This is a genomic window from Brevibacterium sp. BRM-1 (assembly GCF_026802075.1).
GTDB lineage: Bacteria > Actinomycetota > Actinomycetes > Actinomycetales > Brevibacteriaceae > Brevibacterium > Brevibacterium rongguiense.
Genome location: NZ_CP113788.1, coordinates 2195445 through 2217507 on the forward strand (window position 1 = coordinate 2195445; position 22063 = coordinate 2217507).

Below are 22063 nucleotides of genomic sequence, written 5' to 3' on the forward strand. Positions count from 1 at the left end.
CGAGGTGCGAATCACACACCATGCCCCCGCTGCGGTGTGCGATCGACACACTCGCCTGCGCACCCCAGGCGGCGCAGGCGCCGGTCGAGGTCGTCCAGCCGGACCGCCGCCTCCAGCGCGAACATCCGCTCGGGCTCGCGCCACGTGGGGCCCAGGAGCGCGTCGATGCGCCGCAGGCGCTGCGTGACGGTGTTGAGGTGGTAGCCGCTGTCCCGCGCAGTCGCGCTGGGGCTGCGCCCGGCGCGCACATAGGCCGTGAGGGTCTGCGCGAGCTGCGAACCGCGCGCGGCATCGGCGCGGCGCAGGGGGCCGAGCTGGCGCTCGACGAATTCGTCGAGCACGCTGCGCTCTGCGCTCAGCAGCCCGGAGACCGGGGCGAGCTCGGCCAGCGCGATGACGCCCGTCCACTCGAGGGCCACGGCCAGGCGGGCGTGCGCGGCCGCCCGCCGCCAGGCCGAGCGCAGGGCACCGGGACCGGTCGCCTCCCCGCGGGGCGCACCCTGGGTCGCCGCGGTACTGGCCGCCGCGGTGTCGCCCGCCGGGCCGAGGGCCGTCGCAAGCGCGGGTCCGCGGCCGGGTGCCTCCTCCCCGAGCACCGCGGCTGCGCTGTCCGCGGCGCCGTGCGCTGCTGCGGCGTAGAGCGCCCCGGCGTGGATGCCGACGAGCACCCCGGGCAGCGCGCGCAGCCGCAGCCGGGTCCGCCGCAGCGCCGCCTCGGGGGCCGCGAGGACCCACGCGCGGGCCACGGCCGTGGTCTCCACCCCGCGGGCGAGCATTCCCCCCAGCACCCACCGCGCGGCGTCCCCCGGGGCGAGGAGTGCCGCCACGAGCCGATCGTCGTCGCCGGCCTCGCGCGCGAGCTGGGCCTCCTGCAGGCGCCACGCGCAGACGCAGATGCGCGCCCCGCGCAGCAGCGCGCTGCCCACGACGGGGCTCGGCTCCGCCCGCTCCCCCAGTGCCACGGCGAGCACGGCGCTGCCCGCGGCATCCGCCTCGACGACCGCGCAGGCCAGATCGGCGCCGTCGACGCCCGCGGCGCGGTGGACCCGCCCGGCGGCGGCCCCCGCCGCGGCCGCGCGCACCGCGGCGGGGGCCGGTGCGCCGGGGGCGCTCGACCACGCGTCGTCGCCGGCCACGAGCGTCGCGGGCAGCCCGAGGGCCGCGCCGAGCGCGCGGACGAGCTCGGCCGGGTGGGCATCGGCGAGCACGAGCTCGAAGAGGGCATCGACGCGCGCGGCGAGCTCGCGCTCCGCGCTGGCCTCCGCGTCGCGGCGGGCCTGGCTCGCCTGGGCCCGGGTGACGGTGGCGCGCAGCTCGCGGAAGCTGTGCGAGCGCGACAGCGCGATCGCGGCGTGGTCGGCGAGTGCGCTGAGGATCGCGAGCTCGGCCGGGCGGAACTCGTGTCTGCGGCGCACGCCCGCGAAGAGGATGCCCAGCAGCTCCTCACCGGCGATGAGCGGCACGCCCACGATCGAGGCGATCGCCTCGCCCTCCATCGCCCGGTCGATCTGCGGCGAGTGCGCGATCGCTTCCGAGGCGCGGTAGTCCGCGATCGCCTGCGGCCGCCGGGTCGTGGCGATGAGCGAGGCCAGCCCGATTCCCGCCGGCACGTGGATGCGCGCGAAGTCGTCGGTGACGACCCCGTGGGTGGCGCGCACGCGCAGCTCACCGGTCTGCGGGTCGAACGCGGAGAGGTAGGCGACGTCGGAGAGCACCAGGTCGTGCGCCATGCGCACCACATGGGCGAGCACGGCGTCGACGTCCGTCTCCGTGGCGAGGATGCGGGCGCTCTCGGCCAGGGCGGTGAGCTCGGCGCCGCGCTGGCGCAGCCGGCTCGCCTCCTCGGCCGTCCCGCCCACCGCCGCGAGCACGGCCGCGCGCTGGGCGGGGTCCAGCCCCGCAGCCGCGAGGCCCGCCCCCAGGCCGGCCAGCGCATCGGGCCCGGAGCTCAGCGCGGCCCGCGCGGCGGACGCGGAGAGCTCGGCGGCGTCATCGGCGCCCGGGCTCATGCGGGCAGCAGCAGGGTGAACGCGTGGATGACGATGCCCACGAGGGCGCCGATCACGGTGCCGTTGATACGGATGTACTGGAGGTCCTTGCCGACGTAGAGCTCGATCTTCTCCGCGGCCTCCCGGGCATCCCACGAGGCGATCGTGTCGGAGATGACGCTCGCGATCTCCGCTCCGAACGACTCCGCGAGGTCGCCCGCCGCGGTGGCCAGCTGGTCGTTGAGCCGGTCCGCGAACGCCTCGTCGCTCGTCATCCGCACCGCGACGTCGTCGAGCAGCGAGCGGATCCGGGCGTGGACCTCGCCGCCGTCCTCGAGCACCGCGGAGCGCAGCAGCCGCTTGAGCGAGCCCCAGATGTCGAGCACGGAGTGCACGACGCCCTCCTCGCGCAGGAGGTCGTCGAGGACGCCCTCCGTGCGCCGCGCGATCGAGGTGTCCTGCGCCAGGGCACCGGAGAGCTCGAGCAGCCACCGGTCGAGCGCCTGGCGCGCCTTGTGCTCACGGCTGTCGCGCACCGCTGCGACCCAGCCGAGCACCTCGCGGCGCAGCCGGTTGGACAGCGTGTCGTTGACGAAGCGCGGCATCCACTCCGGACTGCGCTGGGCGACGATCTCGTCGATGACGTGCGGATTGGCCTCGAGCCACACGTGGGCCTCGGCGACGATGAGGTCGACGAGGCGGTGGTGGGCGCCGTCCTCGACGATCTCCGCGATGAGCCGCGCGAGCACGGGGGTCTTGTGCGTGGCGACGAGCTTGGGGATGAGCACATTGCGGGTGAGGGCCTCGATGGCGCCGTCGTCCACGCGGCCCAGCACGTACTCGAGTCCCTGGCCGGCCCGGGCCACGAGCAGGTCCTGGTGGTCGGGTGCGAGCAGCCACTGGCCCGCCCGCTGGGTGACGCGCGCCGAGCGGATCTTCGGGGCCACGGTCGAGGCCTTGAGGAAGTTCAGCGCCACGAACGTCGACAGGCTCTCGCCCAGCACGTCCTTCTTGCGCGGGATGATCGCGGTGTGCGGGATCGGCAGGCCCAGGGGGTGGCGGAACAGGGCGGTGACGGCGAACCAGTCGGCGATCGCGCCCACCATGGCCGCCTCGGCGCCCGCGGCGACGAAGCCCCAGAAGCCGTGGACGTCGGTGAAGACGTGCATGGAGACGAAGACGAGGGCCGCGAGGACGAGCAGGCCGGTGGCGATGATGCGCATCCGGCGCAGGCCGGCGGCGCGCTCGGCCTCGTCCCCGGCTTCGGGGGGCGCCGAGGGGCCGGCGGGCTCGGCGCGCCGTGCAGCCCCCGTCGTCGGGCGTCCCGCGGGCGGGTCCTGGCCGTGATCCTGGGGGGCGAAACCGGCCCGCGCGTTTGCGGGGCCGGCCGGTGCCCGGGGCGCCGGCGGAGAGGAGGGTCGCTCGGGCAGCGCCTCGGCGCCGCCCGGTCGATCGGAGGGTGCGGTCATGCGGATATTCTTCCACCCCGCGGTCCGCTCCTCGCGCGTGCGCGCCGACGTGCCCCGCACCCGCTCCGCCTCCCCGCTCGGCCGTGCGCCCCCGGGGCGGCGGCCGTCCCCCTCCCCGGCCGGTGACAATCCGGTTCGGCGGCCGTCCGGGGTGGGTACGCGAAGGCGCCCGGACCCCGTGGGGTCCGGGCGCCTCATACCGCCGGCGGCGGATGCGCTCAGCGCATCACGCCTTGCCGATGACGTCGAACTTCGCGTTGGCCGTGATCTCGTCGTGCACGCGCACGGTGGCGGTGTAGGAGCCGGTCGACTTCACGTGCTGGCCGAGCGCCACCTGGCGCCGGTCGAACGTGTGGCCGGTGGCCTTCGACAGCGCCTCGGCGACGAGGGCGGGGGTGACGGCGCCGAAGAGGCGACCGCCCTTGCCGGCCTTCATCTCCACGCGCGCGGTCGTCGACTCGATCGTGCCCTTGAGCGCGATCGCCTCGTCGTGGTCCGCCAGCTGGCGGGCCTGGCGGGCGCGGCGCAGCGAGTCGATCTGCTTCTGCGCGCCCTGGGACCACGGGGTGGCCCAGCCGCGCGGGAGCAGGAGGTTGCGGGCGTAGCCCGCCTTCACCTCGACGACGTCGCCGGCGGCACCGAGGCCGTCGACTTCCTGACTGAGAATGAGCTTCCTGGTAGCCATGTCTGCTTCCCCCTTCGAATCAGCGGGTCGAGCCCGTGTAGGGCAGCAGGGCCATTTCGCGGGCGTTCTTGACTGCCTTGGCGATGACGCGCTGCTCCTGCACCGTCACACCCGTGACGCGGCGGGCACGGATCTTGCCGCGGTCAGAGATGAACTTGCGCAGGGTTGCGGTGTCCTTGTAATCGATCGAAGCGGCCTCGCCCGGCTTGAGCGGGTTCGCCTTCTTCTTGATCGGCTTCCGGGTATCCGGCTTTGCCATGGTGTTCTCCTGTTGAAAAGTGTGTGTCGATCAGAACGGGGGCTCGTCGTTGGTGGTGTTGCCCCACCCGCCGCCGTTCTGGGGATTGGACGACGCCCACGGATCCTCCGCGGGCTGGCCTGAGCCGTAGCCGCCCTGATTGCCCTGACCGTATCCGCCCTGGTTCTGGCCTCCCTGGCCCCAGTTCCCGCCGGAGTTGCCCCCGCCGGAGTTCTGGCCCCAGCCGCCGCCGGAGTTGCCTCCGCCGAAGCCCTGGCCGGACTGGCCGCCGCCCTGACCGCCGCCGTTGAAGCCGCCGGAGCGCTCCTTCTTCGTCACGTTCGCAGTGGCGTAGCGCAGGCTCGGGCCCACCTCGTCGACGTCGAGTTCGAACACCGTGCGGCGCTCTCCCTCCTTCGTCTCGAAGGTGCGCGAGCGCAGCCGGCCCTGGACGATGACGCGGGAGCCGCGGGACAGCGACTCCGCGACGTTCTCCGCGACCTCGCGCCACACCGAGCAGCGGAGGAACATCGTCTCCCCGTCCTTGAACTCGTTGGTGCGGCGGTCGAAGGTGCGCGGAGTGGAGGCCACCGTGAAGTTGGCGACTGCCGGGCCATTGGGCGTGAACCGGAGCTCCGGATCAGCGGTGAGGTTCCCGACGACGGTGATGATGGTTTCGCCGGCCATGGCGGCTCCTTACGGGTCAGGGGTGCCCGGATTCCGGGCGGATGGTCTTACTTCGCGTCGGGGCGGAGGATCTTCACGCGCAGCACGGACTCGTTGAGCCCCAGCTGGCGGTCGAGTTCCTTCGTCGTTGCGGGCTCCGCGTGGAAGTCGACGACGGCGTAGTAGCCCTCGGTCTTCTTCTGGATCTCGTAGGCGAAGCGGCGACGGCCCCAGATGTCCACGTTGTCGACGGTTCCGCCGTCCGCGGGGATCACCTTGAGCAGCTTTTCAATGGTGGCACCGAGCGAGCTCTCCTGGAGCTCCGGATCGAGGATGATCATTGCCTCGTAGTGACGCACGTATAACCCACCTCCTCTGGTCTTCACGGCCGCGGTCGTTCCGCGGCAGGAGGGTGTATGCGCGTCTGCGTCCCGCCGGCTTCTCCGGCGGCGCACAGACCCGCCCAGTCTAGTGGGCACCGGGCGCGGTGTCGATTCCCCCTGCGTGCCTGTGGACAGCGCACCTCGGGGGACCGGGTGGGCTCCGCCGCCGAGGCGCGGGCCGGGCGCCGCGCGCCCTACGCCCGGGGCTCGGAGGCGGCGTGCGCTCCCGCGGGCTGCCCGGGTGCCGCCGGGGCGCTCTCCGCCCCGGGCGCGCGCTCCGCCCCGGGGGTCGGCTCGGACCGGGCGGCCTGCGCCTCGGCCCGCTCCCCCGCGGGTCCGGTCGCCGGCTCGGGGCCGAAGCCCAGCGCGCCGTCCTGGGCTGCGGGCGCGACTTCGTGGGCTGCGGGCGCGGCGCCGGGGTCCTCGGGGCTCGTCGCGCGATTTCCGCCGTCGTCCCCGGCAGCGGGGTCGGCAACGGTGCCCGCGGGCGCCTCGGCGGCGGCCCAGGCGCACATGAGCACGGCGAGGAGGGCCGCGATGCGCAGCAGCGTGAAGATCGCCACCCACATGGGCGAGAGGCCCTTGGCCGAGTCCAGTGTGCCGGAGTCGCCCAGGCTGACCGCTGCGAACAGCGCCGCCTCCGCGAGCATCCAGCCCACCTGCACCCAGAGCCGGTGGACGCACAGCGCTGCGAACGGGACGAGCCACAGGGCGTTCTGGACGGGCGCCGCCGGCATCGTCAGGAGGCTGATGGCCAGCAGCGCGGCGATGGGGGCGGCCACGCCCACGGGCTCGCCGGTGCGCGCGGCGCGGCGCAGGAACAGCGCGCTCGCGGCCGCCAGGGCCACGAGCCACGCGCCGGTGAACACGGCGCCCAGCACCCGGGTGTCGATGCCCGCCTGATAGCTGAGCAGGGACGCCAGCGTGCCGCGGTCCACGGAGTCCGCGTACCAGGCCGCGAAGCGGCCCACGATCCTGCCGTCGAAGAGCGTGACGACGCCCACGACGATGATCGCGGAACCGGCCGCGACCAGGCCGTCCGAGCTGCGCCGGGCGGTCATGAGGTGGAGCAGCAGGCCCAGCAGCACGACGAAGCCCAGCGGGTTGACGATGCCCGCGAAGCCCAGCAGCGCGCCCGCGCCGATCGCGCTGCGCGGTCCCGGACCCCAGGCGCGCAGCAGCACCACGCCCCACAGGGCGCAGGCGATCCCCACGGCGTCGAAGGACTGGCCGAGGGAGAAGAGGATGACCGGCGAGGCGAACGCCGCGGCGGTCCAGGCACGGCTGCGGGCCAGCATGAGCAGCGCCACCCCGGCCGCAGCGATCGCGAGGACGTTGATGAGCAGGACGAACGACATGATGACCGCGGCGGAGTCGGGTCCGGCCGTCGACTGGGCCAGCTGGACGAACCACCACGTCACCGGCGAGAAGCCGGCCAGGTCTCCCCGTGCCCTGCCCGGAGCGGCGGGGAACGAGGCGCCCAGGGCCGCGTTCGCCACGGGGCTGGCGCACATCCGGTTGGCCGCCGTCGGCAGCTCGAAGCCGCGCGCCAGGCACGAACCGGTCTTGAGCACGCCGAGCACGCAGGTCAGCCCCAGCAGCAGGAGCGCCGCGGTGGCGGTGCGCAGCGACCACTGCGCTCCCCCGGGCGCGCGGTGGCGGCCGGGCTGCCCGCCCAGGAGGGGGGCGGCGAGATCGGCGGGATCGGCGTGCGTGCGCATGCGCCCCAGCCTACAGAGCGCGCGGCGCGGCGCTAGTCGTCCTCGGGGCGGGCGGCCTCGCCGGAGGCCTTCTTCTCCGTCTTGCTGTCGCCCTTGCTGTCGCCGCCGGAGTCCTTCTTCTTCGACGGCTTGGGCTTGGGCGAGACGGCACCGCCGTCGTCGTCCTTCCCGCCGTCGTCCTTGCCACCGCCGTCGTCCGAGCCGCCGTCGTCCTTCTTCGAGTCGTCCTTCTTCGAGTCGTCCTTCTTCGAGTCGTCCTTCTTGTCCTCGGAGTCGTCGGACTTCTTCTTGTCCTCGTCGGCGTCCTTCGTCTTCTTGGGCGCGGAGGACTTCTTCGACGAGCTGCCCTTCTTCTGCGAGTCGTCGGAGCGGTAGCGGTGCGTGCGCCTGGGCTCGTCGTCGGAGGTGTCCTCCGAGGACGCGCGGCCCTGGCCGGCGCCCGATTCGTCATCGGGCTTGTCGACCTCCGGCAGCTCGCCGCGCTTGGGGAACGACTTGACCTTCGTGCCCTTGAGCGCGGCCTTGCTGTAGTCCGTCCACACCTGGACGGGGAACGACCCGCCGGTCACGGCCCCGCGGCCGCCGTAGGCGCCGATCGGGATGTTCGTGACGATCTTCTTGCCGTCCTTCTCCACGACCTTCTCGCGGAACATGGACACCGAGGTCGCCAGCTGCGGGGTGTAGCCGTCGAACCAGGCGGAGACGTTGTTCTGCGAGGTGCCGGTCTTGCCCGCGGCGGGCCGGCCCAGGTTCTGGGCGTACGTCCCGGAGCCGCTCGTCACGACGTGGCGCAGCGCGTAGGTGGTCTCCGCGGCGACGGCCTTGTCGAAGCGCCGCTCGCCCTCCGTGTCCGGCTTGTAGATGCTCTTGGCGTTGGAGTCCTTGGCCTCCTCCACCATGTGGGGCGCGCGGTAGACGCCGCCGGCTGCGAACGTGGCGAACGCGCTGGCCATGTCCTTCGTCGTGGGGCTCGCGGTGCCCAGCACGTTCGAGGCGTTCGAGTCCAGGCCGGGCGTGTCCTTCGGCACGCCCGCGCGGATCGCCGCCTCCTGCGTCTTCTTGGGGCCCATGTTGACGTTGAGCTGGGCGTAGGCCGTGTTGATGGACTTCTCCGTGGCCTCGAGCAGGGAGACCCGGCCGTAGCTCGAGCCGCCGTAGTTGCTCACGTGCCACGGGGTGCCGTCGTTGCGGAAGGTCGTCGAGCTGCCCACGAACGTGTCGTTGAGCCGGTAGCCGTTCTCGAACGCCGCGGTCAGGGCGAACGGCTTGAACGTCGAACCGGCCTGGGCGCGGTCGCGGGTGGACTGGTTCTGCATCCGCTTGTAGTAGTCCGGGCCGCCGTAGAGCGCTTCGATGCCGCCCGTCTTCGGGTTGATCGACACGAGGCCCACGCGCATGCCCTTCTTGAGCTTGGGCAGCTTCTTCACGGCCTTCTGCGCGTCCTTGACCTTGTCCTTGTCGAACGTCGTCGTGACGTTGAGGCCGCCGCGGTCGATCTGGTCGTCGGTGAGGTGCCCGCTGTCCTTGAGCTCGCTGCGCACGGCGTCCATGAGGTAGCCGGCCTGGCCCTTGTACTGGTTCTCCTTCTTCACCGCGTTGACCTTGGGCAGCTGCGTGGAGTCGGCCTCGGCCTGGCTGATGTAGCCCAGCTCGGCCATGCCGTTGAGCACGTAGCGGAACCGGCCCTCGTACTTCTCCGGCTCCTCGGCGGGGTCCGCGAGGCTGGGCTGCTGGATCATGGCCGCGAGCAGCGCGGACTGGGAGCGGTCGAGCTCGCTGGCCGGCTTGTCGAAGTAGGCCTGCGAGGCCACCTCGATGCCGTAGCTGCGCCGGCCCAGGAAGACGGTGTTGAGGTAGTTCGCGAGGATCTCGTCCTTCGACTGCTCCTGGTCGATCTTGAGCGCGATGAACATCTCCTTGACCTTGCGGGTGATGGAGTGCTCGTCGGTGAGGTAGTAGTTCTTCACGTACTGCTGCGTGATCGTGGAGCCGCCGCCGGAGTAGTTGTCCGTGGCGACGCCCCACACGGCGCGCGAGAGGCCCTTGAGGCTGATGCCGCGGTTCTCGTAGAACGTCTTGTCCTCGGCGGCGATCGCGGCGTGCTGCATATCGGTGGAGATCTTGTCGATGCCGACGCTCTTGCGGTTCTCCACCTTGAACGAGCCGATCTGCGTCTTGCCGTCGGCGTAGTAGACGTTCGAGGTCTGCCCCGCCGCGGCGGCGTTGGGCGAGGGGATGCCGGTCATGGCGTAGCCGATGCTGAAGGCGGCGATGACGGCCACGAACCCCACAAGGGCGACGAGGCCCACGAGGCGCAGCGACGGCAGCCAGCGGGTCCAGCCGGCCACGCCGGCGCGCGGGTAATTCAGCAGTCGCCGATTGGCGCCGGTCTTCGAGCGCGGCGTGCCGCGGCGTACGTGCTCAGCCAAGAATCCCCCAGGTCGATCGTCGGGCTCAACCGCAGAAGTACACCATTCAATCTTCCAAGAACGGTGAGCGGGAGGCCGAAAATGAGCTCGCAGGGGTCGGGCCGGGCGGTGACGTTCCTCACCGTCCCAGCGTCGGGCACCCCTGTGAACGGCTGTCGGCCCAGGCCCAGGCTACGGCACCGGCGGGGATTGCGACAGCCAGGCCAGCCCAACTCACAGGAGCGCGGGCCCGGGCAGGAGCGCGGACCCGGAGGCCCTCAGCCGTCCTTGAGGCCGGGGAAGTCCGCATCGGACCACTCGCGCCCGCCGGAGGGGGCCTCTCCCCCATCGCCGTGCAGCTCCTGCTCGCGGGTGCGCAGCTCGACGCGGCGGATCTTGCCCGAGATCGTCTTGGGCAGCTCCGCGAACTCGATGCGCCGGATCCGCTTGTAGGGGGCCAGCTGCTCGCGGCAGAAGCGCAGGATGTCCTCGGCCGTCTCCGCGGTGGGCTCCCACGCCGGGGCGAGCACGACATAGGCCTTCGGCACGGCCAGGCGCACGGGGTCGGGCGAGGGGACGACGGCGGCCTCGATGACCGCCTCGTGCTCGATGAGCACGCTCTCCAGCTCGAAGGGGGAGAGCCGGTAGTCGCTGGCCTTGAAGACGTCGTCGGCCCGGCCCACGTAGGTGATGTAGCCGTCCGCGTCCCGCGCCGCGACGTCGCCGGTGTGGTAGACCCCGTCGGCGAACGCCTCGGCGGTCTTGTCCGGGTTGTTCCAGTACCCGGCGGTCAGGCCCACAGGGGGCGGGTCGAGGCGCAGGCAGATCTCCCCCTCGTCGCCCTCCTCGCCGGTGGCCGGGTCGCGCAGGACGACGTCGTAGCCCGGCAGGGGGCGGCCCATCGAGCCCTCGTGGAGCGGCTGGCCGGGCGGGTTGCCGATCTGCAGAGTCGACTCCGTCTGCCCGAACCCGTCGCGGATCGTCACGTCCCACTCGCGGCGGACGCGGCTGATGACCTCCGGGTTGAGCGGCTCGCCCGCGGACAGCGCCTTCGCCGGCGGGTGCGCGAGCTCGCCCAGGTCCGCGTGGATGAGCATGCGCCACACGGTGGGCGGGGCGCAGAAGCTCGTGACGCCCGCGCGCTCCATCGTCGCCATGAGGGCGGAGGCGTCGAAGCGCGTGTAGTTGTAGAGGAAGACGCAGGCCTGCGCGATCCACGGGGTGAAGATGTTCGACCACGCGTGCTTGGCCCAGCCCGGCGATGCCACGTTCAGGTGCACATCGCCCGGCTCCATACCCGTCCAGTACAGCGTGGACAGGTGGCCCACCGGATAGGACACGTGGGTGTGCGCCACCATCTTCGCCTTCGAGGTGGTGCCGGAGGTGAAGTAGAGCAGGAGCAGGTCGTCCGCCCGCGTGGGGCCATCCGGCTCGAAGTCCGCCGCGGCGCCGTCGGCGTCGGCATAGGCGATGTCGCCCGCGCGCTCGGGCCTCGCGCCCACGACGATCCGGGTGACCGGCGCTGCGACCTCGTCGAACTTCGCGGCATCGGCCGCGCCGGCCACGACGAATTCGGCCTCGCCGCGCTCCACCCGGTCGCGCAGGTCGATGGGCCCCAGCTGGGTGGTCGTGGGCATGAGGACCGCGCCCAGCTTGATGCCGGCGAGCATCGTCTCCCACAGCTCCACCTGGTTGCCGAGCATGACCATGACGTGGGTCCCGCGGCGCACGCCGGCAGCGCGCAGGTGGTTGGCGACCCGGTTCGAGCGCTCGGAGAGCTCCCGGTAGGACCAGCGGCCCTCCCGGCCGTCCTCTTCGACGATCCACAGGGCGGGGGCGTCGTTGTCCCGGGCGATCTCGTCGAACCAGTCGAGGGCGAAGTTGAACTCCTCGAAGCGGGGCCACTCGAAGTCGTCGATGGCCGCCTCGTAGTCGGTGCGCAGCCGCAGCAGACCGTCCCTGGCCGCGCGGAACTGCTCTGTCTGCTCGCCCATGTCTCTCCTTCGATGACCGGATTCGGGCTCAGACTACACGGTGGGCCCGGTGCCGAAGAGCGCGTGGCACACCGGTGCCATGCGGCCCCGGGCCGCGCGGCCGAGCGCGGGCCTCGGCGAGGGAGCGGGCGGGCTCTGCGGGGCTCAGGCCTGGGCCTCGGGCTGCTGGGCCCACCACTGGCGCAGTGCCTCCTCCGCGCGCTTCGGGCCCAGCGGCCCGTGCTCCATGCGCTGCTCGAGGAGGTGGGCGTAGGCCCTGCCCACCGCGCGGCCGGGCCCGATGCCCAGGATCGCCATGATCTGGGTGCCGTCGAGGTCCGGCCGGATCGCCTCGAGCCGCTCCCGCTCCGCCAGCGCCGCGATTCGCGCCTCGAGGTCGTCGTAGGCGAAGGCGAGGCGCTCCGCCTTGCGCCGGTTGCGCGTCGTGACGTCCGAGCGGGTGAGGATGTGCAGGCGGGTGAGCTGGGCGCCGGCGTCCGTGACGTAGCGGCGCACGGCCGAATCAGTCCAGCCGGCCTCACCGTAGCCGTAGAAGCGCAGGTGCAGCTCGACGAGTCGGCTGACGGTGGCGATCGTGTCCTTGTCGAAGCGCAGGGCCCTCATTCGCGCCCGGGTCAGCTTCGCGCCCACGACGTCGTGGTGGTAGAACGTCACGGCCCCGCCCGGCTCGAACCGGCGCGTGGCCGGCTTGCCCACGTCGTGCATGAGCGCGGCGAAGCGCACCGCGAAGTCCGGCGGCGCGAGCCGCTGCGGGTCGTCGGCGTCCAGCCCCGCTGCCTCCTGTGCCGCGGCGTAGCGCGCCTCCAGCTCGACCGCCTGCCGCAGCACGGTCAGGGAGTGCTGGTAGACGTCCTTGTGCCGGTGGTGCTCGTCGCGCTCGAGGCGCAGCCCGGCCACCTCCGGCAGCACGGTGTCCGCGATGCCGGTCGCCACGAGGAGGTCGACCCCGTCCCACGGGCGGGCGCCGCACATGAGCTTGACGAGCTCATCGCGCACCCGCTGGGCGGAGATGATCTCGATCCGCCCGGCCATCTCCCGCATGGCCGCCACGACCTCCGGGGCCGCCTCGAAGCCCAGCTGCGAGACGAAGCGGGCGGCGCGCATCATGCGCAGGGGGTCATCGCCGAAGCTGGTCTCCGGCGTGCCCGGGGTGCGGATCCGGCCCGCCTCCAGGTCCTCCATCCCGCCGAACGGGTCGACGAAGACCCGGCCGGGCAGCCGGACGGCCATCGCCCCGATCGTGAAGTCGCGGCGCACGAGGTCCTCGTCGAGGCTCGTGCCGAACGCCACCTCCGGATTCCGGGAGTCCCCGGCGTAGGCGTCCGTGCGATACGTCGTGATCTCGATCTGGTAGCCGTCCTTGCGCAGCCCGATCGTGCCGAACTTCCGCCCGATGTCCCAGTGGGCGTCCGCCCAGCCCACGATGAGCCGTTCGATGTCATCGGGGCGGGCGTCGGTGGTGAAGTCGAGGTCGGGCATGCTCCGGCCCAGCAGCGCATCGCGCACCGAGCCCCCCACGAGGGCGAGTTCGAAGCCCGCGGCAGCGAAGCGCTGCGCCAGCGGATCGAGCACCGCGCCGAGCCCGTCGAGGGCGGCGGCCATCCGCGCGTGCGACTTCGCCAAGAACACCGCTGCTCCTTACTCTCTGCTGACACTGTGATTCTCTGTGTGCTGCGCGCGCAGCAGCACCACCGCTCCGCGTGCGCGTCCGGCCGCACCGCTGCTCCGCGCACCCGGGGCCGCCCCAGCGCCCACTGCGGGCTGCCGTGGCGCGGGCCACTCGGCTGTGCCGGGCGCGGGTGGCCGGCCGGGCGCGGGCGGCGCCGCCCGCGGTCCTGCGCGCTGACGCCACCAGGCTACCCAAGGGCGCCGCCCGGTGCCCGTGCGGCCCGCCTCCGGGGCCGCGGGGGCGATCAGGCGCCCGCGGGCGCGCACGGCCAATTCCCCAGACTCGCCCGCTAGGGTGAGGGCATGTCCAGACCGCTGCCGAAGCCCGGGCCCGCGCCCCTGCGCGCCCGCACCGTGGAGGAGACCTCCGCGGGCGGCGTCGTCGTGGACTTCGACTCGGCCGCGCTCGAGGTCGCGATCATCGCCCGCATCAACCGCGCGGGCCGCCTCGAGTGGTGCCTGCCGAAGGGCCACCTGGAGGGCGCGGAGACCCCCGCGCAGGCGGCGCGCCGCGAGGTGGCCGAGGAGACCGGCATCGTCGGCAGCGTCATGGCCCCGCTGGGCAGCGTCGACTACTGGTTCTCCGCCGCCGGCTGCCGGATCCACAAGGTCGTCCACCACTTCCTCCTGCGCGCCGTGGGCGGCCGCCTGACCGTGGACGACGATCCGGATCACGAGGCCGTCGACGCTGCGTGGGTGCCGTTCCGCGAGCTGGGCACGCGACTGTCCTTCGCCAACGAGCGCCGGATCGTCATGGCCGCCGGCCACATGGTGGAGCGGTACGCCTCGTGACCCGCCGTTCCACCCGCCGCGCGACGCGGGCCGCCAGTGCCCTCGCCGCCGCTGCGCTCGCCGCCTCCCCCCTGCTCGTGGGCACCCCCGCCGCGGCCCAGCCCGCGGCCTCGCCGCAGGCCTCGGCCTCCTCCTCCCCCGCCGAGGCGCAGGCGGCCACCGTCGCCGTCACCGAGGTCACCCCCTGGCTGGACAAGGACGGCACGCTCACGCTCAGCGGCACCATCACCGCGCGCACGGAGGTGCGCAGCCCCCGCCTGAGCCTGGGCATCTCCCGGCGCATCCTCGACTCCCGCGACCGCATCGAGTCGTGGTCGGCCTCCCCCTCGCAGTGGCGCGAGGCCGCGGCGGCGCAGGGCACCGCGCAGCGCGACACCTCGAAGCACCCCATCGCAGTGCCGGACATGCCCGCGACGCTGGCCGCCGGCAGCACCACCCGCTTCCGCTTCACTGTCCCGGCCTCGCGCCTGGGGCTCAGCACGTCGGAGCCGCTGGCCACCTGGGGCCCGCGCGGCCTGCGCGTGGGACTGACCGGCAGCTCCGAGCGCGAGGTCACCGCGGACCCCGCCACCGCGTTCACCACCTGGTATCCGAAGCCCAGTGTCCAGCCCACCCGCCTCACGGGCCTCGTGCCGGTCACGCTCACGGCGTTCGGGCAGCGCGGCCTCATCGCCGCCGATGCCCTCGACGACGCGGTCGGCAAGAACGGCGCGCTCACCGCGGCCCTCGCCGCCGCCCGCGCCGAGCGCTCGACCGCGCTCGCCATCGATCCGCGCATCGTCGCCTCCGTCCAGGCCGCCCTGAGCGCGCGGGACGACGACGAGGACGACGATGCCTCACCGGGGGCCACGGACGCCCCGAGCGCGGCGCCCGACGACGAGCAGGACGCGGACCATCCACAGCTGCGGGCATGGTGGGAGGACTTCCGGGCCGAGGCCGCCAAGCACAGCATCGTGGCGCTGCCCTGGGGGGATGCGGATCTCACCGCCCTGAGCGCCGCGGGCCTCGACGCGCAGACGAAGACGGCCCGCGCCTCGGCCGACATCGTGCGCCGAGTCTTCCCGAAGGCGCGCACCGACATCGCCTGGCCGGCCTCAGGAGCCGCCGGGCAGCAGGGGCTGCAGACGGCCCGGCGCGCCGGGGACACCACCGCCGTCCTCGCCGACACGCAGCAGCCGGGCACCGCCTCCTACACCCAGAGCGCCCACTCGCGCCTGTCCCTGGGCGGCGAGGGCTCGGACTCCTCCGGCGGCTCCGACTCGGACTCGGAGCTCGGCACCCTCATCGTCGACACCCGCCTGAGCGCGCTCGCCGGCGGCCTCGGCGATCCGCAGACCCGCGCGGCCGCCATGAGCGAGCTCGTCGCGCAGACGGCCGCCATCACCTCCGAGCGGCCCTCCGACTCCCGCACCGTGCTCATGGCGCTGCCGCGCACGGGCGCCGATCCGTCGTGGCAGCGCGCCACGGCCCTGGCCTCCCAGCTGCCCTGGCTCAAGGGCGACTCGCTGGGTGCGCTGCTGGACTCGAAGGCCGTGCAGCGCGGCCCCCTCGAGCAGCCCGCGGCGGATTCCGACGACGCGTCGAGCGCGTCCGCCTCTCCGGCCTCGACCGGTGCCGGGAGCACGGCGGGGGGGTCCGCAGGCTCGCAGGCGGGCGGCTTCGGCAGCACCGCCGCCGAGCGCACGGCCGAGCGCACCCGCTCCCAGGGCCTCGACGCGGACAGCCTGCGCCCCCTGGGCCGGCCGGCCGCGGAGCTCGAGCGCTACGCGGCGATCTTCACCGACCCGCAGGCCGCGCGCACCGCGGACAGCCGCATGCTGCTCACCTGCGCCTCGCTCGGCTGGCGCCTGACCGGCTCGCAGGCCGACTGCACGGCGAAGGCGAAGGAGAGCGCCCACTCGCTCACGACGGGAATCGACATCGAGCAGGGCTCCTCCGTCCTCCTCGTCACGGGTGAGAAGACCACCCTGCCCATCACCGTGGAGAACCGCACGGACCGTTCGGCCGCCATGACGGTGCGGCTGACCCCGGAGACCCCGCAGCTGCGCGCCCAGGGCTCCGAGCGCCTCGAGCTCAAGCCGGGCGAGCGCACCCGCGTCGAGGTGCCCATCGAGGGCATCGCCAACGCGGATGTGCGGGTGGGCGTCAGCCTCATCGCGGACAACGGCTTCGTCGTCCCGGGCGATTCGCACACGGTGGTGCGGGTGCGCGCGGACTGGGAGAATATCGGCACCGCCGTCGTGGGCGGCGGAGTCGGCCTCGTCTTCGTCGTCGGCCTCGTGGGCACCATCCGCCGCGGACGCCGCAAGATCCCGGCCAATCAGCTCGATGCCGCGCTCGGCCGCGTTCCGGCCGGCCCGGACGCTCCGGCGCACCCCCCGGAGCGCGATCCGGGCGCCTGAGCCGAACCCGGCCCGCGCCTCAGCGGAGGAGCCCGCACCGACCAACGCACGCACACCCGGACACAGCACCAGACTCAGAAGGAGACCACGTGGCAGGCACGAAAATCGCCTCCCTGGCCCGATCCTCGGCGATCATGACGGCGGGCACGCTCGTCTCGCGCATCCTGGGCCTGGTCAAGACGATGATGCTCGCCCTGGCCATCGGGGTGACCGCCGGCGGTGCCGCGGACGCCTTCGACGTCGCGAACAAGGTGCCGAACAACCTCTACATGCTCCTGGCCGGCGGCGTGCTCAACGCGGTGCTCGTCCCGCAGATCGTGCGCGCGGCCAAGCAGCCGGACGGCGGGCGCGACTTCACCGACCGCCTGCTCACGCTCACCGTGGGCCTGCTCTTCGCCTTCACCGCCATCGCCACGCTCTTCGCGCCGGGCTTCGTCCACCTCTACTCCTCGAGCACGTGGAGCGGGGAGAAGACCGCACTGGCCGTGGCATTCGCCTACTGGTGCCTGCCGCAGATCTTCTTCTACGGGCTCTACACGATGCTCGGCCAGGTGCTCAACGCGAAGTCCTCGTTCGGCCCCTACATGTGGGCGCCGGTGGTCAACAACCTCGTGTCCATGGCCGGCCTCGGGGCGTTCATCCTCATGTTCGGCCCCGGCCGCATGGGCCAGCACGCTGTGGGCACGTGGGATGCGCAGAAGATCACGGTGCTCGCGGGCTCGGCCACCCTGGGCGTCGTTGCCCAGGCGCTCGTGCTCCTGTGGCCGCTCTACCGGATCGGCTTCCGCTACCGCCCCCGCTTTGGCTTCCGCGGGGTGGGCCTGGGCCGGGCCGGCAAGGTCGCGGGCTGGACCTTCGGGGCCGTGCTGCTGGGCCAGCTGGGCTTCATCATCACCTCGCGCGTGGCCTCGCAGGCCTCGTCGAACGGCGCCGAGGTCTCCGCCTCGAACGCCGCGTACTCCGTGGCCTACCTCATCTTCATGCTCCCCCACTCCCTCGTCGCGGTCTCGCTCGCCACCGCCCTGTTCACGCCGCTGAGCTCGGCCGCGGCGGAGGGCGACACGCCCGCGGTCGTCCGCCAGTTCAGCACGGGCACGCGGCTCGTGGGGCTTGTGAACATGTTCTTCACGGCGGCGCTCATCGCGCTGGCCGGCCCGGTCGCCATGGTGATCGGCGGCGGCACGACGGAGCAGGCCATCGCCCTGGGCATCATCATCGTCACGATGGTCCTGGGCCTCGTGCCCTTCAGCGCGAACTATCTGCTGCAGCGCGTCTTCTACGCCTACGAGGACGCCCGCACCCCGTTCTTCGTCCAGGTCCCCCAGGTGCTCATCACCGCCGCCGGCGTCCTCGTCTCCAGCTCCCTCCCGCCGCGGCTCATCGTCGCGGGCATCGGCGCCTCGATGACGCTGGGCTACATCGTCGCGTGCGCGCTCTCCGCCATCCTCCTGCGCCGCCGGATCGGCACCCTGGGCCTGCGCGCGATCATCGGCGCGCACGTGCGGTTCGCGATCGCGGGCATCGTGGCCAGCCTCGCGGGCACCGCGCTGCTGCGCCTCGTGGGGCCCGAGGCGTGGGACACCCAGGTCTCCGCGCTCCTCACCGGCACGTGGATCGGGATCGTCATCCTGGCCCTCTACCTGGGAGTCTGCTGGGTCCTGGGAGTCACCGAGCTCCGCCAGCTGCAGGCGACGGTGAGGGCGAAGCTCAAACGATAGACTGAGCCGGATTCCGACCGGAGGTGATCGCAGTGCCCAAGCTCGACCGAGGGATGGTCATCGCCGACCGCTACGTCGTCTCCGACGTCGTCCGGCCGTGGTTTGCCGACCACCCCGCCGTCGGGTCCGTGTGCGTGGGCCTCGACGCGATCCTCGACCAGCCCGTGCTCCTCTACCTCGCGGACTCCGAGGCCGTCGCCGGCCTCCTCGACGCCGGCCGGCGCGCCTCGCTGCTCACCGACCCGCGGATCCCCGCCGTCCACGACGTCGGCTCCTCCCAGGGCTTCGACTTCGTCGTGTGCGAGCGCGCCGGCGGGACTCCCCTGCCGCGCGCGCTGGCGCACGGCCCGCTGAGCCCCGCCGCGGCCACCGCCCTCGTGGGCGAGCTGGCGACCGCGCTCGCCCACGCGGCCAAGCGCGGCCTCCACCACCTCTTCCTCGGCCCGGAGTCGGTGCTCATCACCGATGACAACGACGTCGTGGTCCACGGCCTGGCGATCGACGCGGCCGCGGCGGACCGCCCGTACGGGCTGCGCCTCGACGAGCTCAGCGCGCAGGAGGCCCAGCGCACCGATGCCCTCGCGCTCATCGACATCCTCTACGCGTGCCTGACCGGCACGTGGCCCGGCTCCCAGGAGCGCGCGGGACTGCCGGCCTCCGGCATGAAGAACAGTCGGATCGTGCCCGCCCGCTCCCTGGCCGAGGGCATTCCCGGCGAACTCGAGCAGTTCGTCTCCGGGGTCGTCGCGCAGACGGAGCCCGGGCCCCGCTCGGCCAGCGAGATCGTCCGCTACCTGGGCGAGTGGGACGTCTCCGCCCTCGGCTCCATCGACCGGCGGGCCAGCCAGAGCCGCGACGAGCTCTCCGCCGGCTCCGCGGGCACCATCGCGCAGTCCGTGCGGCCCAGTGCCCCGCTCGCGCCCGTCACCGCAGCCCCCCAGGCGCGCCCCGGCGACAACGAGGGCTCCTCGAGCAGCGGCCGGCGCGCCAGCCCGGCGCAGATGCAGGCGGCCCTGGCCCGCATCGGGATGACGCGCCCGGGCGTGCACGGCGCCGCGGCCGGGGTCTCGGATGCCACGCGCAGCCCGTACGACGACCGCATGAAGATGCGCAGCGCCTCCCGGTTCCCCATCGCCCCGGCCTCTCTCGACTCCGCCTCGCAGCGGGCGCACGAGTGGCAGCCGGAGGACTCCCGCGAGGACTACAGCGCCTACGCGGCCTATGAGCGCGACGACAACCTCACCGCACCGATCCTCGACCGTGAGGCCCTGTGGGACCGCGACGCCCCCTGGGGCCGGGAGGCAGCCGGCGGTGGCCCCCGCCCGGAGCCGGACGACGCCGGCCGCGCGCCCGGGCAGTCCGCGCCCGGCCCGGACGCCGCGGCCGACGGGGCTGCCGACGCCCCCGCGGACCGCCCGGCTCCGGTGCCCGCCGAGGAGGACGAGGGCGGGTGGTTCATGGGCGGCATGTTCACCACGCGCGAGGAGCGGTTCGCCGAGCAGCAGGCGGAGTACGAGCGCGAGTCCCGCCTGCGCGAGGCCGCCCTCGAGCGCGCCCGCGCGGACGAGGAGCGCGAGCGGGCGGCGCAGGAGCGCGCCCGTGCCGAGCAGGCGGCCGCCGCCGAGCAGGAGACCGCGCGCCGCCGGCGGGCGCTCAGCGCCGACGAGCGCAGCGACCTCAACGGCGATGCGGCGCACGCCACCGGCTTGCCGGCCGGAGACGGTGGCGCAGCGCCCGCCGGAGCGAACGCCCGCGGCGCAGCCGAGCACGGCGGCCGCGCCGAGCACGGGGACGCCGTGACTGCGGAGACTGCCGGCAGCGGTGCAGGCGCCGCCGGGACGACCCCGGCCGGAGCGACCGCAACCGGAGCAGGCGCCGCCGGTACCGTGGGCCGCGCGCCCGCCGGGGAGGGCGGCGCGCGCCCGCCGGGGCGCCGCAGCCGCCTGCCCGTGATGCTCGGCGGCCTCGCGATCCTCGTGGGCCTGGGCATCGTCGCCGCCCTCTTCATCCGGCCCGGAGCGGACCGGACCGCGGCGCCGGAGCCCGCAGAGACCTCGGCGAGCGCCCCGAGCGAAACCGCGCAGGGACCCGCGCCCGCCATCGCCTCGGTCACCGCCATCGACCCGCAGGGCGACGGCAAGGAGCACAACGCGGACGCGAAGAAACTGCCCGACGGCGATGGCACCTGGTCCACCGATCGCTACAGCAGCGCGCAGTTCGGCAGCCTCAAGGACGGCCTTGGCCTGCGCATCAAGCTCGAGGAGAGTGCGGCCGTGAAGTCCGTGACGCTCGACTCGAAGCTCTCCGGCGGTTCCTTCGACATCCTCGTGGGCGATTCGGCCAAGCGCGGCGATGCGCGCCGGGTCGGCAGCGGGAAGTTCTCGAAGGCTGACGGCACGCTCACCCTCGACGAGCCCGCCGAGGGCTCCTACGTGTTCGTGTGGATCACCGAGCTGCCCAAGTCCTCGACGGGCTACCGCGCGCAGCTGACCAAGGTCGCGGTGGGCTGAGCCCGGCTGCCGCACCCCGGCGCCACAGCCTCGTCCGCGGCCCCGCCCGCACCGGAATACCACTCCCCCACGCGCTGTTGGGCAGGGTGAACAGACAAGGAGAAGCATGACCGACAAGCAGCTCGTCATCATCGGCTCGGGCCCCGCGGGGTACACCGCGGCGATCTACGCCGCTCGGGCCGGCCTCGTGCCGCTCGTCATCGCGGGGTCCGTCACGGCCGGCGGTGACCTCATGACGACGACGGAGGTCGAGAACTTCCCCGGCTTCCCGGAGGGCGTCCAGGGCCCCGAGCTCATGGAGAGCATGCGCGCGCAGGCGGAGCGCTTCGGCGCCGAGGTGCTCTACGACGACGTCGAAACACTGCACATCGAGCCGCGCCGCCACCGCATCACCACCGCACTGGGCGCCGAGTACACCGCCACCGCCGTCATCCTCGCAACCGGCTCGGCCTATCGCGAGCTCGGCCTCGCGGAGGAGAAGAACCTCTCCGGACGCGGGGTGTCCTGGTGTGCGACCTGCGATGGGTTCTTCTTCAAGGACCAGGAGATCGCCGTCGTGGGCGGGGGCGACTCCGCCGTGGAGGAGGCGACGTTCCTCACGCGATTCGCCAAGAAGGTCTCCCTCATCCACCGCCGCGGCGAGCTGCGCGCCTCGAAGGCCATGCGCCAGCGGGCCGAGGCCGACCCCAAGCTCGAATTCGTCCTCGACTCCGAGGTCACGGCGATCCACGGGGCCGACAAGCTCGAGGGCCTCACCATCGCCTCCACCGCGGATGGGCAGACCCGCGAACTGCCGGTGACCGGGCTGTTCGTCGCGATCGGCTCGGATCCTCGCACAGCGCTCTTCGCCGGCCAGCTCGATCTGCGCCCCGACGGCTACCTCGTCGTCGAGGGCCGCTCCTCGCGCACGAGCGCCGAGGGAGTCTTCGGCGCCGGCGATGTCATCGATCCCGTCTACCGGCAGGCGATCACCGCGGCCGGATCCGGCTGCGTCGCCGCGACGGATGCCGAGCACTACCTGTCCGAGCTCAGCGACAGCGAACTCAACACCAAGGAGAAGTGAGATGTCCCAGGAAGTCACCGACGCCGATTTCAAGCAGCAGGTCCTCGAGGCGGACGGGCCCGTGCTCGTCGACTTCTGGGCGCCCTGGTGCGGCCCGTGCCGGATGGTCTCGCCCATCGTCGACGAGATCGCCCAGGAGCACGCGGGCAAGCTGAAGGTCGTCAAGCTCAACACGGACGACAACATGCAGACCGCGGCGCAGTACGGGATCACCTCGATCCCCGCGCTCTACGTCTTCGACAAGGGCGAGGTCGCCAAGACCATCATCGGCGCGCGGCCCAAGCCCGCGCTGGAGAAGGAACTCGCCGACTACATCGGCTGAGACCCGGCCCGTCCGGGCGAACAGGGCGTCTGCGCT

General features: G+C 73.2%; 16 protein-coding genes. 6 read left to right on the forward strand and 10 right to left on the reverse strand.

Features of this window, described 5'->3' with window-relative positions:
- Nucleotides 1–11 precede the first annotated feature (11 nt).
- The 10 genes from BRM1_RS09680 to BRM1_RS09725 all read right to left on the reverse strand — a co-directional run bounded on the left by BRM1_RS09680 (nucleotide 12) and on the right by BRM1_RS09725 (nucleotide 13154).
- Nucleotides 12–2009: a GAF domain-containing protein gene (locus BRM1_RS09680; RefSeq protein WP_268525512.1), complete on the reverse strand. Its 1998-nt coding sequence runs from the start codon at nucleotides 2007–2009 to the stop codon at nucleotides 12–14.
- On the reverse strand, nucleotides 2006–3457 hold the full coding sequence (locus BRM1_RS09685; protein ID WP_268525514.1) for a DUF445 domain-containing protein: 1452 nt from the start codon (nucleotides 3455–3457) through the stop codon (nucleotides 2006–2008). The genes BRM1_RS09680 and BRM1_RS09685 overlap by 4 nt, the downstream gene beginning before the upstream one ends.
- Before the next feature lie 226 nt (nucleotides 3458–3683).
- On the reverse strand, nucleotides 3684–4142 hold the full coding sequence (gene rplI, locus BRM1_RS09690; RefSeq protein ID WP_160954348.1) for a 50S ribosomal protein L9: 459 nt from the start codon (nucleotides 4140–4142) through the stop codon (nucleotides 3684–3686).
- A gap of 19 nt (nucleotides 4143–4161) precedes the next feature.
- Entirely contained in the window at nucleotides 4162–4401 is a 240-nt protein-coding gene (gene rpsR, locus BRM1_RS09695) for a 30S ribosomal protein S18 (protein WP_160954349.1), read from the reverse strand.
- A 30-nt stretch (nucleotides 4402–4431) separates the two neighbouring features.
- The gene (locus tag BRM1_RS09700; protein WP_160954350.1) at nucleotides 4432–5067 is read right to left on the reverse strand and encodes a single-stranded DNA-binding protein; all 636 of its coding nucleotides are present in this window, start codon (nucleotides 5065–5067) and stop codon (nucleotides 4432–4434) included.
- Nucleotides 5068–5114: 47 nt separating this feature from the next.
- Nucleotides 5115–5405 carry a 30S ribosomal protein S6 gene (gene rpsF, locus BRM1_RS09705; protein WP_160954351.1) on the reverse strand — a complete coding sequence of 97 codons (291 nt, stop codon included), beginning with the start codon at nucleotides 5403–5405 and terminating at the stop codon, nucleotides 5115–5117.
- A gap of 218 nt (nucleotides 5406–5623) precedes the next feature.
- Nucleotides 5624–7150: a hypothetical protein gene (locus tag BRM1_RS09710; protein WP_268525519.1), complete on the reverse strand. Its 1527-nt coding sequence runs from the start codon at nucleotides 7148–7150 to the stop codon at nucleotides 5624–5626.
- Nucleotides 7151–7182: 32 nt separating this feature from the next.
- The gene (locus tag BRM1_RS09715; RefSeq protein WP_268525521.1) at nucleotides 7183–9579 is read right to left on the reverse strand and encodes a transglycosylase domain-containing protein; all 2397 of its coding nucleotides are present in this window, start codon (nucleotides 9577–9579) and stop codon (nucleotides 7183–7185) included.
- 257 nt (nucleotides 9580–9836) lie between these two features.
- Nucleotides 9837–11552, reverse strand: a complete 1716-nt coding sequence (locus BRM1_RS09720; RefSeq protein WP_268525523.1) for an AMP-binding protein — start codon at nucleotides 11550–11552, stop codon at nucleotides 9837–9839.
- A 144-nt stretch (nucleotides 11553–11696) separates the two neighbouring features.
- Nucleotides 11697–13154: a CCA tRNA nucleotidyltransferase gene (locus tag BRM1_RS09725; protein ID WP_268529803.1), complete on the reverse strand. Its 1458-nt coding sequence runs from the start codon at nucleotides 13152–13154 to the stop codon at nucleotides 11697–11699.
- A gap of 369 nt (nucleotides 13155–13523) precedes the next feature.
- Here BRM1_RS09725 and BRM1_RS09730 point away from each other — a divergent pair, with 369 nt between their 5' ends.
- The 6 genes from BRM1_RS09730 (at nucleotide 13524) to trxA (ending at nucleotide 22027) form a co-directional block, all read left to right on the forward strand.
- Nucleotides 13524–14012 carry an NUDIX hydrolase gene (locus BRM1_RS09730; RefSeq protein WP_160953610.1) on the forward strand — a complete coding sequence of 163 codons (489 nt, stop codon included), beginning with the start codon at nucleotides 13524–13526 and terminating at the stop codon, nucleotides 14010–14012.
- Nucleotides 14009–16414, forward strand: a complete 2406-nt coding sequence (locus tag BRM1_RS09735) for a DUF6049 family protein (protein ID WP_268525525.1) — start codon at nucleotides 14009–14011, stop codon at nucleotides 16412–16414. The genes BRM1_RS09730 and BRM1_RS09735 overlap by 4 nt, the downstream gene beginning before the upstream one ends.
- Before the next feature lie 89 nt (nucleotides 16415–16503).
- A complete protein-coding gene (gene murJ, locus BRM1_RS09740) occupies nucleotides 16504–18132 on the forward strand; it encodes a murein biosynthesis integral membrane protein MurJ (RefSeq protein ID WP_326956788.1) in 1629 nt (542 codons plus the stop codon).
- 32 nt (nucleotides 18133–18164) lie between these two features.
- On the forward strand, nucleotides 18165–20642 hold the full coding sequence (locus BRM1_RS09745) for a hypothetical protein (RefSeq protein ID WP_268525527.1): 2478 nt from the start codon (nucleotides 18165–18167) through the stop codon (nucleotides 20640–20642).
- Nucleotides 20643–20748: 106 nt separating this feature from the next.
- Nucleotides 20749–21705, forward strand: a complete 957-nt coding sequence (gene trxB / locus BRM1_RS09750) for a thioredoxin-disulfide reductase (RefSeq protein WP_160953606.1) — start codon at nucleotides 20749–20751, stop codon at nucleotides 21703–21705.
- A gap of 1 nt (nucleotide 21706) precedes the next feature.
- The gene (gene trxA, locus BRM1_RS09755; protein ID WP_160953605.1) at nucleotides 21707–22027 is read left to right on the forward strand and encodes a thioredoxin; all 321 of its coding nucleotides are present in this window, start codon (nucleotides 21707–21709) and stop codon (nucleotides 22025–22027) included.
- Nucleotides 22028–22063: the final 36 nt, after the last annotated feature.

Bases quoted from the DNA above. Each gene is read 5' to 3' on its own strand.
- BRM1_RS09700 (WP_160954350.1), bottom strand. From the start codon at position 5,067: ATGGCCGGCGAAACCATCATCACCGTCGTCGGGAACCTCACCGCTGAT.
- BRM1_RS09710 (WP_268525519.1), bottom strand. From the start codon at position 7,150: ATGCGCACGCACGCCGATCCCGCCGATCTCGCCGCCCCCCTCCTGGGC.
- trxA (WP_160953605.1), top strand. From the start codon at position 21,707: ATGTCCCAGGAAGTCACCGACGCCGATTTCAAGCAGCAGGTCCTCGAG.
- trxB (WP_160953606.1), top strand. From the start codon at position 20,749: ATGACCGACAAGCAGCTCGTCATCATCGGCTCGGGCCCCGCGGGGTAC.
- BRM1_RS09720 (WP_268525523.1), bottom strand. From the start codon at position 11,552: ATGGGCGAGCAGACAGAGCAGTTCCGCGCGGCCAGGGACGGTCTGCTG.
- rplI (WP_160954348.1), bottom strand. From the start codon at position 4,142: ATGGCTACCAGGAAGCTCATTCTCAGTCAGGAAGTCGACGGCCTCGGT.
- BRM1_RS09685 (WP_268525514.1), bottom strand. From the start codon at position 3,457: ATGACCGCACCCTCCGATCGACCGGGCGGCGCCGAGGCGCTGCCCGAG.
- BRM1_RS09730 (WP_160953610.1), top strand. From the start codon at position 13,524: ATGTCCAGACCGCTGCCGAAGCCCGGGCCCGCGCCCCTGCGCGCCCGC.
- BRM1_RS09725 (WP_268529803.1), bottom strand. From the start codon at position 13,154: ATGGCCGCCGCCCTCGACGGGCTCGGCGCGGTGCTCGATCCGCTGGCG.
- rpsR (WP_160954349.1), bottom strand. From the start codon at position 4,401: ATGGCAAAGCCGGATACCCGGAAGCCGATCAAGAAGAAGGCGAACCCG.
- BRM1_RS09680 (WP_268525512.1), bottom strand. From the start codon at position 2,009: ATGAGCCCGGGCGCCGATGACGCCGCCGAGCTCTCCGCGTCCGCCGCG.